The organism is Cryobacterium sp. Y62, assembly GCF_002929785.1.
In the GTDB taxonomy this organism is placed as follows: Bacteria; Actinomycetota; Actinomycetes; order Actinomycetales; family Microbacteriaceae; genus Cryobacterium.
The window spans coordinates 1-14,650 of the sequence record NZ_PJJK01000121.1 but is presented as its reverse complement, the minus strand read 5'-3'; the positions used below and the strand labels follow the sequence as shown (position 1 = coordinate 14,650).

Below are 14,650 nucleotides of genomic sequence, written 5' to 3'. Positions count from 1 at the left end.
TTGAACACGTGCTGGCTTCTCAAATGCGTGCCGCGAGCCATATCGGGAACGCGACGGCGAGTGGATGCCCCGCCCGTTACTCTGCGCGCCGCCGGGCAAACGGGGCCGCCGGGGCCGCGCTAGGTTTAACCCATGGTGTTTTCGGTGGCAGTGGCGGGCGCGAGCGGGTATGCGGGCGGCGAACTGCTGCGGCTGCTCGCCGGTCATCCTGAGTTCGAGGTGCGCACGGTTACCGCGCACAGCAACGCCGGGCAGCGCCTGATCGATGTGCAACCATCGCTGCGTTCTCTCGCGCGCCTGACCCTCGTCGACACGACGTCAAAGAATCTGAGCGGCCACGACGTGGTCTTCGTGGCCCTGCCGCACGGAAAATCCGGCGAGCTCACGGCGCACCTGCCCGCCGAGACCCTCGTCATCGACTGCGGAGCCGACCACCGCCTCGAAAATTCCGAAGACTGGGCCGCCTTCTACGGCGGCGACTACTTCGGCGCCTGGACCTACGGCGTACCCGAACTACCCACCGCCCACGGCAAGCAGCGCGACAAAATCGTCGGCGCTCGTCGAATCGCCGCTCCCGGCTGCAACGCCAGCACCGTCGCCCTCGCCCTGGCCCCCGGAATCCAGGCCGGCGTGATCGAAGCGCAGGACCTCGTCGCCGTGCTTGCTGTCGGCCCGAGCGGAGCCGGAAAGAGCCTCAAGCTTCCGAACCTCGCGGCCGAGATCCTCGGTTCGGCCAACCCCTACGCTGTCGGCGGCACCCATCGCCACATTCCCGAAATCGTGCAATCACTACGCTGGGCCGCCGCCGCTCCTGTTGATAGGACTGGCCGATTCGCCACCAGCGACGCGGCCGCAACGACGAGCCCCGCCGCCACTTCGGCAAAAGACGCCACCATCTCCTTCACCCCGGTGATCGTGCCGATGGCGCGCGGCATCCTCTCGACGGCGACCGCCCGCATCGTGCCGGGCACAAGCGCCGCCGCGGTGCGCGCCGCCTGGCAGAACGCCTACGCCGACGAACCGTTCGTGCACCTGCTGCCCGAAGGGCGCTTTCCGCGCACGGCTGACGTCCTCGGAGCCAACACCGCTCTGATCGGCCTGGCCATCGACGAAGCAGCCGGCCGAGTGGTCACGATCACCGCGATCGACAATCTGGTCAAGGGCACCGCCGGCGCTGCCATCCAATCCGCCAACATTGCCCTGGGCCTGACCGAAACGCTCGGTTTGACCCTGAATGGAGTTGCTCCGTGAGTGTCACCCTTCCCGCTGGTTTTGCTGCTGCCGGTGTCACCGCCGGCCTGAAAAAATCTGGCGGGCTCGACCTCGCCCTCGTGCAGAATCTCGGTCCGCTGCAAAACGCCGCGACGGTGTTCACGAGCAACCGCTGTCAGGCCAACCCCGTCATTTGGAGCACCCAGGTCATGAGCGACGGCCGCGTCAGCGCGATCGTTCTTAACTCCGGCGGCGCTAATTGTTACACCGGCAGTATCGGCTTTCAGACCACCCACGCCACGGCCGAAGCCGTCGCGACTCGCCTCGACATCTCGTCCGGCGACGTTCTGGTTTGCTCTACCGGATTGATCGGGGAACAGCTCGACCTCGACCTCGTCACCGCCGGCGTCTGGGACGCCACCCTCGCTATCAAAACGGATGCGGCCACTACGCCCGCCGCCGGCCTCCTGGCCGCGCAGGCGATCATGACCACCGACACTCGTCCGAAGCAAGCCTCACATACCTCGCCTCACGGCTGGAGCATCGGCGCCATGGCCAAAGGTGCCGGTATGCTCGCGCCGGGCCTGGCTACGATGCTCGTCGTCATCACTACCGACGCCGTGCTCGACTCGGCCGACCTCGACACAGCACTTCGCGCGGCGACCCGGGTCACCTTCGACCGCCTCGATTCCGATGGCTGCATGTCGACCAACGACACAGTGAGCCTGCTCTGCTCCGGCGCGAGTGCCGTCCTCACCGACCACGTGGAATTCACCGCAGCGCTCACCGACATCTGCCGCGACCTGGTCCTGCAGCTGCAGGGTGACGCCGAGGGCGCCGCGCATGACGTGGCGATCACGGTCACCAACGCGGTCTCCGACGATGAAGCCGTCATCGTGGCCCGCGCCGTCTCGCGCAGCAACCTGTTCAAATCAGCCATCTTCGGCAACGACCCGAACTGGGGCCGCGTGCTCGCCGCCGTCGGCACGGTACCGCTCAACGACGCCGCCTTCGACCCGTACGGCATTGACGTCGCCATCAATGGTGTTCAGGTGTGCACAGCAGGGGAGCCCGACCAACCGCGCGAACTCGTCGACCTCTCGGGCCGAGCCGTCACCGTGCTGATCGACCTGCACGCGGGCAGTGAAACGGCCACGCTGTGGACCAACGATCTCACCCACGACTACGTCGAAGAGAACAGCGCGTACTCGAGCTGATCATGACCGAAACACCGAGAACTAGCGCCGACGAGACCAGCCAGGCCGAGGCATCCGTTAAAGCGGCGACGCTGATCGAAGCGCTGCCATGGCTCAAGTGCTTTCACGACCAGATCATCGTTGTGAAGTTCGGTGGCAACGCCATGGTGAGCGAAGAGCTTCAGCGTGCGTTCGCCGAAGACATGGTCTACCTGCGCTACGCCGGTATCCGCCCGGTCGTCGTGCACGGCGGCGGCCCGCAGATCTCGGCCATGTTGGCGCGTCTCGGCATCGAGAGTGAATTTCGCGGCGGCTACCGGGTGACGACGCCCGAAGCGATGGACGTGGTGCGCATGGTGCTCACCGGCCAGATCAACCGTGACCTGGTCAGCCACATCAACCAGCATGGCCCGCTCGCCGCCGGACTCAGCGGCGAAGACGCCGGCCTGTTCCGTGGAAGACGCCGTGGCGTGGTCATCGACGGCGAAGAGGTCGACCTCGGATTGGTCGGCGACGTCATCGGCGTCGACCCCGAAGCGGTGCTCGCGCAGCTCGCGGCCGGCCGCATTCCGGTGGTCTCGTCGATCGCGCCCGATACGGATGTCCCGGGCCAATCCCTCAACGTCAACGCCGACGCTGCTGCTGCCGCGCTCGCGATCGCGCTCGGCGCGGCCAAGCTCGTGATTCTCACCGACGTTGCGGGGCTGTACCGAGACTGGCCGAACCGGGATTCGCTGGTGTCGATCATCGACGTCACTGAGCTGCGAGACCTGCTGCCTGCGCTGGAATCGGGCATGATTCCCAAAATGACGGCCTGCCTCGACGCCGTTGACGGCGGCGTCGCTAAAGCCGCGATCATCGACGGGCGAGTGCCGCACTCGATCCTGCTTGAAATTTTTACTGGAAGCGGCATCGGCACGGAGGTAGTACCCGCATGAGTTTGTCCGCAGAAAAACCCTGGCAGAACCGGTTCGCCGACGCGATGATGCGCACTTTCAGTCCTCCGCTGGCGATGCTCGTGCGCGGTGAGGGCTGCTACGTCTGGGACGAGAAGGGCACGAAGTATCTCGACTTTTTGGCCGGCATCGCTGTGAACTCGCTCGGCCACGCGCACCCCGAGGTCGTCGCGGCCGTGACCAGGCAGATCGGCACGATCAGCCACGTCTCCAACTATTTCGCAACCCCGCCGCAGATTGATCTGGCCGAACGTCTCAAGCGCATCACCGGCGCCGGCGAGACGGGCCGGGTTTACTTCTGCAATTCCGGTGCCGAGGCCAACGAGGCCGCGTTCAAACTGGCCCGCCTCAACAATAAAGGCCACCGCACCCGCATTGTTTCGCTACACGATTCCTTCCATGGCCGTACCATGGGAGCCCTCGCACTCTCTGGCAAACCGCACATGCGCGAGGCCTTCGAACCGGTGCCCGGCGGTGTCGAACACATCGACAGCACGATCAAGGCGCTCGAAGCGACCATCGACAACACCGTTGCTGCACTATTTCTTGAACCGGTCAAGGGCGAGGCCGGCGTCATCGATCTGCCAGATGGTTATCTGAAGCGTGCGCGCGAACTGTGCACCGAGCACGGCGTGCTGCTCATCCTCGATGAAATCCAGACCGGCGTCGCCCGCACCGGCGCCTGGTTCGCTTATAACCACGCTGATATTCTTCCGGATGCCGTCACCATGGCCAAGGGAATGGGCGGCGGCGTTCCCATTGGCGCGCTCGTCACCTTCGGCTGGGCCTCCGAGCTGTTCAGTCGGGGCCAGCACGGCTCGACGTTCGCCGGCAACCCGCTCGTGACCGCGACCGCCAACGCCGTTCTCGGCGTGATCGAACGCGACGATCTCGCCGCCAACGCCGCCCGCCGCGGCCACCAACTGCGCGAGATTATTCTCGGCTTTCACTCGCCATTGATCGAAGAGGTGCGCGGACGTGGCCTGCTACTCGGCGTCGGCCTGACCGAACCGGTGGCGTTGAAGCTGGGCGCGGCCGCGCTCGCCCAGGGCCTCATCGTTAACGCCGCCAACGAGACCAGCATTCGCATTGCGCCGCCGCTGATCGTGGGCGACGCCGAACTCGCCGACTTCCAAGCGCGGTTCGGGCGTGCCTTGGCCAGCCTTTAGTCTCTGGCGGCCAGAAGTCGGGCGTTACCCGCTGATCGGCTGAGCGGCTCAGCTGCACCTGAAGTCGCTGACCGCGGGTCAAGAACTTGCGGGTGCAGCATTTTCGTCGGGGAGAATCGAATCGGTTTCAGCACCCACGATACGCAGCGCGAACCTCCCATAGTGCCGAGCCACGTCGATGTCGGATATTCCGCCGTCCTGGTGGAACCACGCTTTGGCGTTGTTGCCCATCTCGACCACGGCAAAGGCCGCCACGTACGGCACGTCAATGTTGAAACGAGTCTCTGCGCAGCCCAGCTCGATAATCTCGAGGATGCGCCCGGTATAACTGCGTCGTTTATCGATCACACGGGTTCGATTCGGCTCGTCCAGGCAATAAATCTCGGCGCGACACACCGTCACATCGTCGGGATGACGCAGGGACTGCAGCACGAGAGACTCCGTAGCCCGAAACAGCCGTGTGCTCGCGTCGGCGACGCCGTTCAGAGTGTGATCCATGGCCTCGAGGGCGCGATCCATCGTCGTCATCATGATCTCCACCAGGATGTCCTGCTTGGACTGCACGTGGTTGTAGAGGCTCGGGGCCACGACCCCAAGCGCGTCGGCCAGGTCGCGCATCGACGTGCCATGATAGCCACGGTCGGCGAACAGGCTCGAAGCCGCTTGCAGCACCGCCGCGCGATTCAAGGTTCTTGACCGAGTCATAGTTCACGGTATACCGTAACGAATGAACATTCGTTAGTTTAGAGTGTCATTCCATTACAAAGAGGTAATGATTCTCATGACTCAAATTCTGCAAGCTCCCGCCACCTCGTGGCCGCTTCGGCGCGTCGCCGCATCCGTTCTCATCGGCACCACGATCGAGCGGTCCGACTTCATGCTGTACGGCTCCGCCGCAGCCTTGGTCTTTGGGGCGCTGTTCTTCCCACCCGCCGCCCCGGTCACCGGCACCCTGCTGGCGTTCTCTACCTTCGCGGTCTGCTCCCGACGTATGCGTCCATCGGTGCTTGGGCCCCGATTCTGCTGGTTCTGATGCGACTCATCCAGGGATTTAGTACCGGCAGCGAGTGGGGCGGCGCAGTGCTGACCGCCGGCGAATACGCACCGCCCAGTAAACGCGGTCTGTACTGGAGCCTGCCGCAGGTCGGCGTTCCGGCCGGGCTGCTGCTCGCCACGATCGCGATTCTTGGAGTGTCGCAACTTTCGAAAGATCAGTTCATGTCGTGGGAGTGGCGGGTCCCCTTTCTGATCAGCGTCGTCTTGGTGGCGATCGGCCTCTCCATCCGGCTCAAGCTCGAAAAGACTCTGTCTTTGGTGAACGTCAAAGCCACCAAGAGTGAGGCGAAGGTGCCGCTCCTGACCGCAATCACGACCTACCCGAAGCAGATATTGCTCACCACCGGATCGATGATCAGCACGGGCGCCTATCGCTGCATCGCCAACACGTACTCCAGCACCTAAGCCACCACGGCCGACGCAAGCTGATTCTGGTCGGCCGGTTCAAGTTTCTCGTAGCTGGAATGAAACCATCCGATTAAAGGAGATTGTGAATGCTGTCATACACCAACGCGCCATCGGATCAGCCGCTGCTGGAGTGCACGATCGGCACGCATTTCGAGCAGACCGTCGCCCGATTCCCGACGCGTGACGCGCTGATCGAGGTAGTCACCGGGCGAAAGTGGACGTACGCCGGTCTGAACGCGGCCGTGGACGCGCTCGCGCGGGGCCTCTTGGCGTTGGGGATCGCGCGCGGTGACCGGGTGGGAATCTGGTCACCCAACTGCGCCGAGTGGACCATTGTGCAATACGCCACCGCCAAGATCGGTGCGGTGCTGGTGAACGTGAATCCAGCCTTCCGGCTCGGCGAACTGGAATTCGTGGTCAACCAATGCGGCATGCGGATGCTCATCACCGCACCATCGGATCGGTACAGCGACTACACAGCCATGGCAAGGGCGGCCCTGCAGAGCTGCCCGGAGCTTCGAGAGCTCGTGTTCATCGACGGCGACGCCTGCCAGGAGAACGAGTACACCTACGACCAGGTGGTCGTGGCGGCCACGGACGTCGCCCCGGTCGCGCTCGCCGCCCGCATGGCCGACCTCGAGGCCGCCGACCCGATCAACCTGCAGTACACCTCCGGAACAACAGGCTTTCCCAAGGGTGCCACGCTCACACACCGTAATATTCTCAACAACGCCTTCTTCATCGGCGAAATGCTCAACTACACCGAACACGATCGCGTTGTGCTGCCGGTGCCGTTCTACCACTGCTTCGGCATGGTGATTGGTAACCTCAACATCTACTCGCACGGGGCCGCAGCCATTCTCCCGGGTCGCAGCTTCGCTCCGGCATCTACTCTGCAAGCCGTGCAAGAGCACCAGGGAACCTCGCTCTACGGTGTTCCCACCATGTTCATCGCCGAACTGGCGCTGCCAGGCTTTGCTGATTACGACCTCTCGACCCTGCGCACCGGGGTGATGGCCGGGACAAGCTGCCCGGCCGAGGTCATGAAGCGCGTCATCGAAGAAATGAACATGAAAGACGTCGCCATTTGCTACGGCATGACCGAGACATCCCCCGTGTCCACGATGACCCGTCAAGGGGACAACATCGAACGCAGAACCTCAACCGTAGGCCTGACGATGCCCCACCTCGAGAATAAGATCGTCGATCCGGACACCGGCGAAACGGTGAAGCGCGGCCAGATCGGTGAGCTCTGCACGCGCGGATACAGTGTTTTGCAAAGTTATTGGAACCAGCCCGAGATGACGGCCGAGGCGATTGACCAAGACGGCTGGATTCATACCGGGGATCTGGCCAGCATGGATCAGGACGGGTATGTCGCTGTCGAGGGCCGGATCAAGGACATGGTGATCCGCGGTGGGGAAAACATTTATCCACGGGAGGTCGAGGATTTCCTCTACCGGCACCCCTCCATCCAGGACGTGCAGGTGATCGGGGTGCCCGATGAGAAGTACGGCGAGGAACTGGTGGCCTGCATCATCCTCAAGCCCGGGGCCGCAGCACTTTCCGCCGATGACGTGGCGGAGTTCTGCCGCGGCAGTCTGGCGCACTTCAAGATCCCGCGCTTCACGAACGTGCGAGACAGCTTTCCCCTGACGGTTTCCGGCAAAATCCGAAAGATCGCCATGCGCGAGGAGGCCATCGCCAGAATGGGCCTGGGCACCTAACACTTGCCGGTCGAAGACGAGCTCAGCCCGATCCATCATCGGGTCGGACTGGGCACAGGTACCCAACCAGGTGACAAAAAATGACCTGACCAGTACTTTTCAAAGTTTGAACGCGCCTGACCTGAAAACTCCCGCTAGGGTGGATGAATCCCACTTTGCGCGAGTCCGACCCGTTTCGCATGCCGCGCAATATCGTCAATTCTTCGAAAGTGACACCGTGACCCGCCATTTCCTGCGCGACGACGACATCTCCCCGGCCGAACAGGCCGAGATTCTCGACCTGGCCCTGGAACTGAAGCGAGACCGATTCGCGGTGCGCCCGCTCGCCGGCCCGCAGACCGTCGCGGTCATTTTCGACAAGTCCTCAACACGCACCCGGGTGTCCTTCGCGGTCGGTATCGCCGACCTCGGCGGCAGCCCCCTCATCATCAGCACCGCGAACAGCCAGCTCGGTGGCAAGGAGACCGCCGCCGACACCGCTCGCGTGCTCGAACGCCAGGTCGCCGCGATCGTCTGGCGCACCTACGGCCAAGCCGGGCTCGAGGAGATGGCGCTTGGCACGACGGTGCCCGTCATCAACGCGCTCAGTGACGATTTTCACCCCTGCCAGCTGCTCGCCGACCTGCTCACCATCCGTGAACACCGCGGAGATTTGGCCGGCCAAACTCTCGCATTTCTCGGCGACGGCGCCTGCAACATGGGCCAGTCTTACCTGCTCGCCGGCGCCACCGCCGGCATGCACGTGCGCATCGCGTCCCCGGTCGGGTACACCCCCACCGATCAGGTCGTAGCGGATGCGACGGCCATCGCTGCCCGCACCGGCGGCTCGGTCGCCCTGTTCACTGACCCGCGCGAGGCCGTCACCGGTGTCGATGTGGTCATCACCGACACCTGGGTGTCGATGGGTAAGGAAGAGGAGAAGGCCACGCGACTCGGTGACCTCGGTGAGTACCGAGTCGATGCGGCTCTGTTGGCCCTGGCCAAGCCCGGCGCGCACTTCATGCACTGCCTGCCGGCCGACCGCGGCTACGAGGTGACCGCCGAGGTCATCGACGGCCCGCAGAGCATCATCTGGGATGAGGCGGAGAACCGCCTGCACGCCCAGAAGGCCCTACTGGTCTGGCTGCTCGCCCACAACGTGGCCTGACCGCCGCGCCCGTGCCCATCCGCTCTGGAGCCGGCGCGGCCCAGGCCCGGCAACGCGGCCCGCGATAGATCATGGGCCCGTTTTCCGGCCCCGGGCGCAGAAAGAGTATCGGTTCTCAGCGGGCGACAGGGGCCAGCGCCCCAGCACGTAAACTTTAGTCAGATCAAGATTTTAGGGAGAACCATGGCGGAACGCGTTGTACTCGCATACTCGGGCGGACTGGATACCTCGGTCGGTATCGGCTGGCTCAAAGATGCCACCGGTAAAGAGGTCGTAGCCCTCGCCGTCGACGTGGGGCAGGAGGGCGAAGACATGGACGTGATCCGTCAACGCGCCCTCGATTGCGGCGCTGTCGAATCCATCGTCATCGACGCCAAGGACGAGTTCGCGAACGACTACATCGTGCCGACGCTCAAGACGAACGCTCTATACCAGAAGCGTTATCCGCTCGTTTCGGCCATCAGCCGTCCGCTGATCGCCAAGTACCTCGCCTCGACCGCCAAGGAACTCGGCGCGGACAGCGTCGCCCACGGCTGCACCGGCAAGGGCAACGACCAGGTTCGCTTCGAAGCGGCTGTCGCCGCCCTCGCTCCCGAACTGACCTCGCTCGCCCCGGTGCGCGACTTCGCGCTGACCCGGGACAAAGCCATCGAGTACGCCGCCAAGCACGACCTGCCCATCGTGCAATCCAAGAAGAGCCCGTACTCGGTCGACCAGAACGTCTGGGGTCGCGCCGTGGAAACTGGATTCCTCGAAGACCCGTGGAACGCACCGAGCGAAGACCTCTATACCTACACGCAGGACCCGTCGGTTACCCGCGCCCCGACCGAGGTTGTCATCTCCTTCGAGCAGGGCGTGCCCGTCGCCATCGACGGCAAGAAAGTCACCCCGCTCCAGATGATCCAGCTCATGAACCGCCTCGCCGGCGATCAAGGTGTCGGCCGCATCGATATCGTCGAAGACCGCCTGATCGGCATCAAGAGCCGCGAGATCTATGAGGCTCCGGCCGGTATCGCCCTGATCGCCGCCCACGAAGAGCTCGAAAACATGACCCTCGAGCGCGACGTTGCCCGCTACAAGCGTGGCGTCGAGAGCAAATGGGCTGAGCTCGTCTACGACGGTCTCTGGTTCTCCGGTTTAAAGAAGAGCCTCGATGCGTTCATCGAGGACACGCAGAAGTACGTGACCGGCGACATCCGTTTGAAAATGCACGCTGGCAGTGCCGTCGTCACCGGCCGTTCGAGCACGACCAGCCTGTACGACTTCAACCTTGCCACTTACGACACCGGCGACTCCTTCGATCAGTCCATGGCCAAGGGCTTTATCGAGCTGTGGTCGCTGCCGAGCAAGGTCGCCGCACGACGCGACTCCGCCGCGAAGTAGGGCATCTGTGTCGAGTGAGAAGAATGCGAACCGCGCCGGCAAGGCGGGCGCCCTCTGGGGCGGCCGTTTCGCCGGGGGACCGTCGCCGGAATTGGCACGGCTGAGCAAGTCGACCCAGTTCGACTGGATGCTGGCCGAATACGACCTGCAGGGCAGCTGCGCGCACGCCAGGGCCCTCGCCGCAGCCGGATATCTCACCGACACCGAATTGACCCTGATGGTCGGCGCGCTCGAAGAACTCGAGCGCGCCGTCCTGGCCGGCGAATTTCAGCCGACCGAGGCCGATGAAGACGTGCACTCCGCCCTCGAGCGTGGCCTCATCGACATCATCGGCGTCGAAGTGGGCGGCAAACTTCGCGCCGGCCGCAGCCGCAATGACCAAGTCGCAACGCTCGTGCGCATGTGGCTGCGCGACCATGCCGCAGTCCTCGCCTCCCTCGTCATCGAACTGATCGATGCCCTCGCCACGCAGGCCGAAGTTCACGAAACCGCCATTATGCCCGGCCGCACGCACCTGCAGCACGCCCAGCCGGTGCTGCTCGCCCACCACTTGTTGGCGCACTGCTGGCCGCTGGTACGCGACCTCGACCGCTTCGTGGACTGGGGTCGGCGAGCGGATGCGTCCCCCTACGGTTCTGGCGCCCTCGCCGGCAACACCCTCGGTCTTGACGCGACGCGAGTGGCGACCGATCTGGGCTTCTCCGCCGTGGTGGAAAATTCCATCGACGGCACCGCGAGCCGTGACCTGGTCGCCGAATTTGCCTACATCACCGCGCAAATCGGCATCGATATGTCCCGCCTGGCCGAGGAGATCATTCTCTGGAACACCCGCGAATTCGGTTTCGTCACCCTCGACGACGCTTATTCCACCGGCTCGTCGATCATGCCGCAGAAGAAGAATCCCGACATCGCCGAGCTCGCCCGTGGCAAGTCCGGCCGAATGATCGGCAACCTTACCGGGCTGCTCACCACGCTCAAGGGCCTGCCACTCGCCTACAACCGCGACCTGCAGGAAGACAAAGAGCCGGTCTTCGACTCGATCCAGACCCTCGAAGTACTGCTGCCCGCCTTCACCGGTATGGTCGCGACCATGACTTTTCACACCGAGCGGATGGCCGAGCTCGCGCCGCAGGGGTTTTCCCTCGCAACGGATGTTGCGGAATGGCTGGTTAAACGCCACGTTTCGTTCCGCGATGCGCACGAAATCACCGGTTCGCTGGTGAAGTTCGCCGAAACGAACGGACTCGACCTGCACGAGGTCGACGACGAGGCGCTGCTGGCCATTTCGCCGCACCTTGTTCCTGAGGTGCGAGAGGTGCTCACCATTCGCGGATCGGTCGACAGCCGCGACGGCGTCGCCGGAACCGCCCCTGTGCGGGTCGCCGAGCAGCGCGCCCACCTGGTCAACCGGGTACGCGACCTGACGACAGCGCTCAGCCGGTAGCCGTGGCATTCGCGCCGGGCCTGCTGGAGAGTCAGGACGATGACCATGCCGCTGACGAGAACCGTGTGCCAGAAAACATCATGGTTGGTGAGGCTGCCGCTGATGTTCAACAGAAGGTGAAAGAGCACGCCGGGCAGGATGCTGCGCGTTATTGCGACCACGTAACCCCGCGCCTCGCCGCCCAGAGAGAATTCAGCGAAAACCAACCGGGTTGAAGCGCGAGTGCACGGCTCAGATACCGGTTGCTCGATTTCATTCTCAGATCTACTGTGGAAATCCCATCGCAACGACCGCGAAGCAAATGAGCGCCCACGAGATACTGGTGAGTGTTCCTAAGATCCTCATGGCGGGGACGTGATTGGACGATGAAGTGTATTGTCCGAGCGCTTTTATGCCCAGAAGTATCGCTGCCACTTCAGGAAGGCCGAGAAGGAGGGCCAAAACAAACCCAAATCGCTCGATCATTCCGATCCACACGGTGGCGGGAAGAGCCTCACCAGCCGGGGCAGGGTCCTTGCGCAGAGCGAGCTTCAAGGTTGCTTGAACTACCGGACCACCTCCCATAGTTGCTGATGCGATCGCTGAAATTGTGACCCACCAGCGAAGTTCCTGTTCAAACGGTGTACCCAAGGCAGCGACAGATAAACAACCGCCGAGGAGCGCGAGCACCGCAACACCACAGAGGGTTGCTGCCACCGAGCGGCGGCTGAATGTTCCAATGGTTCCAGCAACGCCAGCAGCGGTCAGAAGTACACAGGCGAGCAGGGTCACGATACTGACATTACTGGCTGAAAAGTAGGACAGGAGACGGAATAGGGGCGCGTTCTGGCTGCCTCCCTTCGGCCGCACCGTAGGTGGCTTGTTTCTGGCTGGTAATCTGAACGCGTGTCAGACCCAACCATCCTCGCCCAGCAGACCAATGACCCTTCCTTCGATTCCGTCTGGGAGGAGATCAAGTGGCGCGGCCTTGTACACGTCTCCACCGACGAGAGCGAGCTCAAAACGCTGCTCGATGGTGACCCGATCACCTATTACTGTGGATTCGATCCGACCGCGCCGAGCCTGCACCTGGGCAATCTCGTGCAGCTATTGCTGATGCGTCGCTTGCAACTGGCTGGACACCATCCGCTTGGACTGGTCGGCGGATCCACCGGACTCATCGGGGATCCGCGCCCGACCGCCGAGCGCACCCTGACCCCGACCGACACCGTCGCCGAATGGGTCGGCTACCTGCAGGCTCAGGTTTCGCGGTTCTTGAGCGCAGAGGGCGACAATGCCGTCACCCTGGTGAATAACCTGGACTGGACCGCACCGCTCAGCGCGATCGATTTTCTGCGCGAAATCGGAAAGTACTACCGCGTCGGTACGATGCTCAAGAAGGATGCCGTCAGCGCGCGCTTGAATTCTGATGCCGGCATCAGCTACACCGAATTCAGCTACCAGATTCTGCAGGGCCTTGACTACCTCGAACTGTTCCGCAGCTACGGCTGCGTGTTGCAGACCGGCGGCAGTGATCAGTGGGGCAATCTCACGAGCGGAACTGATCTCATCCGTCGGGCGGAAAACGGCAGCGTGCACGCGATCGGTACGCCGCTCATCACCAACAGCGACGGCACCAAATTCGGTAAGAGCGAGGGAAACGCGGTTTGGCTCGACCCGAACCTGACGAGCCCCTACGCCTTTTACCAATTCTGGCTGAACACCGACGATGCCGACGTGATCTTTCGGCTCAAGGTATTCACATTTCTGTCCCGCATCGAAATCGAGAGGTTCGCCGAGCTCGTCGAAAACGAACCGTTTCGTCGTGAGGCGCAACGCCGACTCGCCTTCGAGGTGACCAGTCTCGTGCACGGCCAGGCGGCGACGAATGCTGCCCTCCACGCTGCCGAGGCGCTGTTCGGCCAGGGCGACCTTGCCGAACTCGACCCCGATACCCTTGAGGCCGCGCTGCGCGAACTTCCGCACACGACGACGGCGCCGCACGCCACCGTGTTGCAGTTGCTCGTCGACACGGAGTTGTCGAAGAGCCTCGGTGACGCGCGCCGCGCGGTACAGCAGGGCGGGGTCTACCTGAACAACGAGAAGGTCACGAGCGTTGACTTGACCATCGAAGGATCAGTGCTTCCCGGGGGAGTGGCTGTACTGCGCCGCGGCAAGAAGACCCTCGCCGGCATTTTCGTGGAGTAGCTTTCGCGAGGTGTGAGCTCGGTAGAGGGATCGGGCAGGTGCGAGTGGCAAAATGTCGAAGTGGACACTCTTCGAACCGAACGCTTGCTGCTGCGCCCCTGGAGCCTCGATGACACCGACTTTGTCTTCGGGCTGTACTCGTTGTGGTCTGTGCAGCAACACATCGGGCTGCATCCGCGGGTGATGACCGATCGCGCCGAAGCGATCGCGGTGATTACCCGGTGGCAGGGAATGGATCACCCCATTCACGCCATCAGAGCCGTAACGGATGCCGACACCGGCGAAATTTTCGGCAACCTGCTGCTCAAGTCGATTCCGGCATCGAGCCCGGTCACGCCGCTTGAACCGTCGGGGGATACCGAGATCGGCTGGCACTTTCACCCGAAAGCATGGCACCATGGCTACGCGACCGAGGCTGCATCCGCTGTACTAGCCGAAGGCTGGAAGACGGGACTCGACCGGGTGGTGGCCGTGACCACCCCGAGTAATCGCCCGTCACAGCGGGTCTGCCTGCGCATTGGTATGACGCATAAGGGGACAACCGACCAGTACTACAGCTCGGTGAGCGAGCTTTTCGTGACCGAGGCTCCGACGAACTAGCGCTCCCTGAGTGGATGCGGCACCCCACCCCATGCGCGTCGGCCTGGTAGCAGCGTCGTGTATGGGCTTGTCTGCGGAATGTTTCCATTTCGTTGATCGAGCTTGTCGAGATGGCCATCGGACCGGCGTGGGGTGGTTTGCGGTCCTGGTTTTGTGGTTGGTTGG

At 63.3% G+C, this 14,650-nt stretch carries 15 protein-coding genes; 13 read left to right on the top strand and 2 right to left on the bottom strand.

Going from position 1 to position 14,650, the window contains the following annotated elements; genetic code table 11:
* The first annotated feature begins 132 nt into the window (after positions 1–132).
* The 4 genes from CXY71_RS19385 to CXY71_RS19370 are packed head-to-tail and all read left to right on the top strand — an operon-like array spanning position 133 to position 4,533.
* The gene (locus CXY71_RS19385) at positions 133–1,251 is read left to right on the top strand and encodes an N-acetyl-gamma-glutamyl-phosphate reductase (protein WP_104139476.1); all 1,119 of its coding nucleotides are present in this window, start codon (positions 133–135) and stop codon (positions 1,249–1,251) included.
* Positions 1,248–2,429, top strand: a complete 1,182-nt coding sequence (gene argJ / locus CXY71_RS19380) for a bifunctional glutamate N-acetyltransferase/amino-acid acetyltransferase ArgJ (protein ID WP_104139473.1) — start codon at positions 1,248–1,250, stop codon at positions 2,427–2,429. Before CXY71_RS19385 ends, argJ begins: the two co-directional genes overlap by 4 nt.
* 2 nt (positions 2,430–2,431) lie before the next feature.
* Complete coding sequence (argB, locus tag CXY71_RS19375) at positions 2,432–3,346, top strand: acetylglutamate kinase (protein ID WP_104139470.1); 915 nt, start codon at positions 2,432–2,434, stop codon at positions 3,344–3,346.
* Positions 3,343–4,533, top strand: a complete 1,191-nt coding sequence (locus CXY71_RS19370; RefSeq protein WP_104139467.1) for an acetylornithine transaminase — start codon at positions 3,343–3,345, stop codon at positions 4,531–4,533. Before argB ends, CXY71_RS19370 begins: the two co-directional genes overlap by 4 nt.
* Positions 4,534–4,611: 78 nt before the next feature.
* On the opposite strand, the gene CXY71_RS19365 is transcribed toward CXY71_RS19370, so the two are convergent.
* Positions 4,612–5,238 carry a TetR/AcrR family transcriptional regulator gene (locus CXY71_RS19365; RefSeq protein ID WP_104139464.1) on the bottom strand — a complete coding sequence of 209 codons (627 nt, stop codon included), beginning with the start codon at positions 5,236–5,238 and terminating at the stop codon, positions 4,612–4,614.
* A gap of 67 nt (positions 5,239–5,305) precedes the next feature.
* On the opposite strand from CXY71_RS19365, the gene CXY71_RS22245 reads away from it, so the two are divergent.
* The 7 genes from CXY71_RS22245 (at position 5,306) to CXY71_RS19335 (ending at position 11,913) form a co-directional block, all read left to right on the top strand.
* The gene (locus CXY71_RS22245; protein ID WP_233204738.1) at positions 5,306–5,566 is read left to right on the top strand and encodes a hypothetical protein; all 261 of its coding nucleotides are present in this window, start codon (positions 5,306–5,308) and stop codon (positions 5,564–5,566) included.
* Positions 5,512–5,994, top strand: a complete 483-nt coding sequence (locus CXY71_RS19360) for an MFS transporter (RefSeq protein WP_233198435.1) — start codon at positions 5,512–5,514, stop codon at positions 5,992–5,994. Before CXY71_RS22245 ends, CXY71_RS19360 begins: the two co-directional genes overlap by 55 nt.
* An 89-nt stretch (positions 5,995–6,083) precedes the next feature.
* On the top strand, positions 6,084–7,724 hold the full coding sequence (locus CXY71_RS19355) for an AMP-binding protein (RefSeq protein WP_104139461.1): 1,641 nt from the start codon (positions 6,084–6,086) through the stop codon (positions 7,722–7,724).
* 217 nt (positions 7,725–7,941) lie between these two features.
* The gene (gene argF, locus CXY71_RS19350) at positions 7,942–8,871 is read left to right on the top strand and encodes an ornithine carbamoyltransferase (RefSeq protein ID WP_104140005.1); all 930 of its coding nucleotides are present in this window, start codon (positions 7,942–7,944) and stop codon (positions 8,869–8,871) included.
* Positions 8,872–9,054: 183 nt separating this feature from the next.
* Positions 9,055–10,254 carry an argininosuccinate synthase gene (locus tag CXY71_RS19345; protein WP_104139458.1) on the top strand — a complete coding sequence of 400 codons (1,200 nt, stop codon included), beginning with the start codon at positions 9,055–9,057 and terminating at the stop codon, positions 10,252–10,254.
* A 7-nt stretch (positions 10,255–10,261) separates the two neighbouring features.
* On the top strand, positions 10,262–11,698 hold the full coding sequence (argH, locus tag CXY71_RS19340) for an argininosuccinate lyase (RefSeq protein ID WP_104139455.1): 1,437 nt from the start codon (positions 10,262–10,264) through the stop codon (positions 11,696–11,698).
* A gap of 2 nt (positions 11,699–11,700) precedes the next feature.
* A complete protein-coding gene (locus CXY71_RS19335; RefSeq protein ID WP_104139452.1) occupies positions 11,701–11,913 on the top strand; it encodes a hypothetical protein in 213 nt (70 codons plus the stop codon).
* Positions 11,914–11,962: 49 nt separating this feature from the next.
* Here the strand turns inward: CXY71_RS19335 and CXY71_RS20790 are convergent, their stop codons facing one another.
* Positions 11,963–12,469 carry a hypothetical protein gene (locus CXY71_RS20790; RefSeq protein ID WP_146071806.1) on the bottom strand — a complete coding sequence of 169 codons (507 nt, stop codon included), beginning with the start codon at positions 12,467–12,469 and terminating at the stop codon, positions 11,963–11,965.
* Between the two features lie 114 nt (positions 12,470–12,583).
* Between CXY71_RS20790 and tyrS the strand changes: the two genes are divergently transcribed.
* Both tyrS and CXY71_RS19320 read left to right on the top strand, forming a co-directional pair.
* Positions 12,584–13,885: a tyrosine--tRNA ligase gene (tyrS, locus tag CXY71_RS19325; protein ID WP_104139446.1), complete on the top strand. Its 1,302-nt coding sequence runs from the start codon at positions 12,584–12,586 to the stop codon at positions 13,883–13,885.
* Between the two features lie 60 nt (positions 13,886–13,945).
* Positions 13,946–14,485, top strand: a complete 540-nt coding sequence (locus tag CXY71_RS19320; protein WP_104139443.1) for a GNAT family N-acetyltransferase — start codon at positions 13,946–13,948, stop codon at positions 14,483–14,485.
* Positions 14,486–14,650 lie beyond the last annotated feature (165 nt).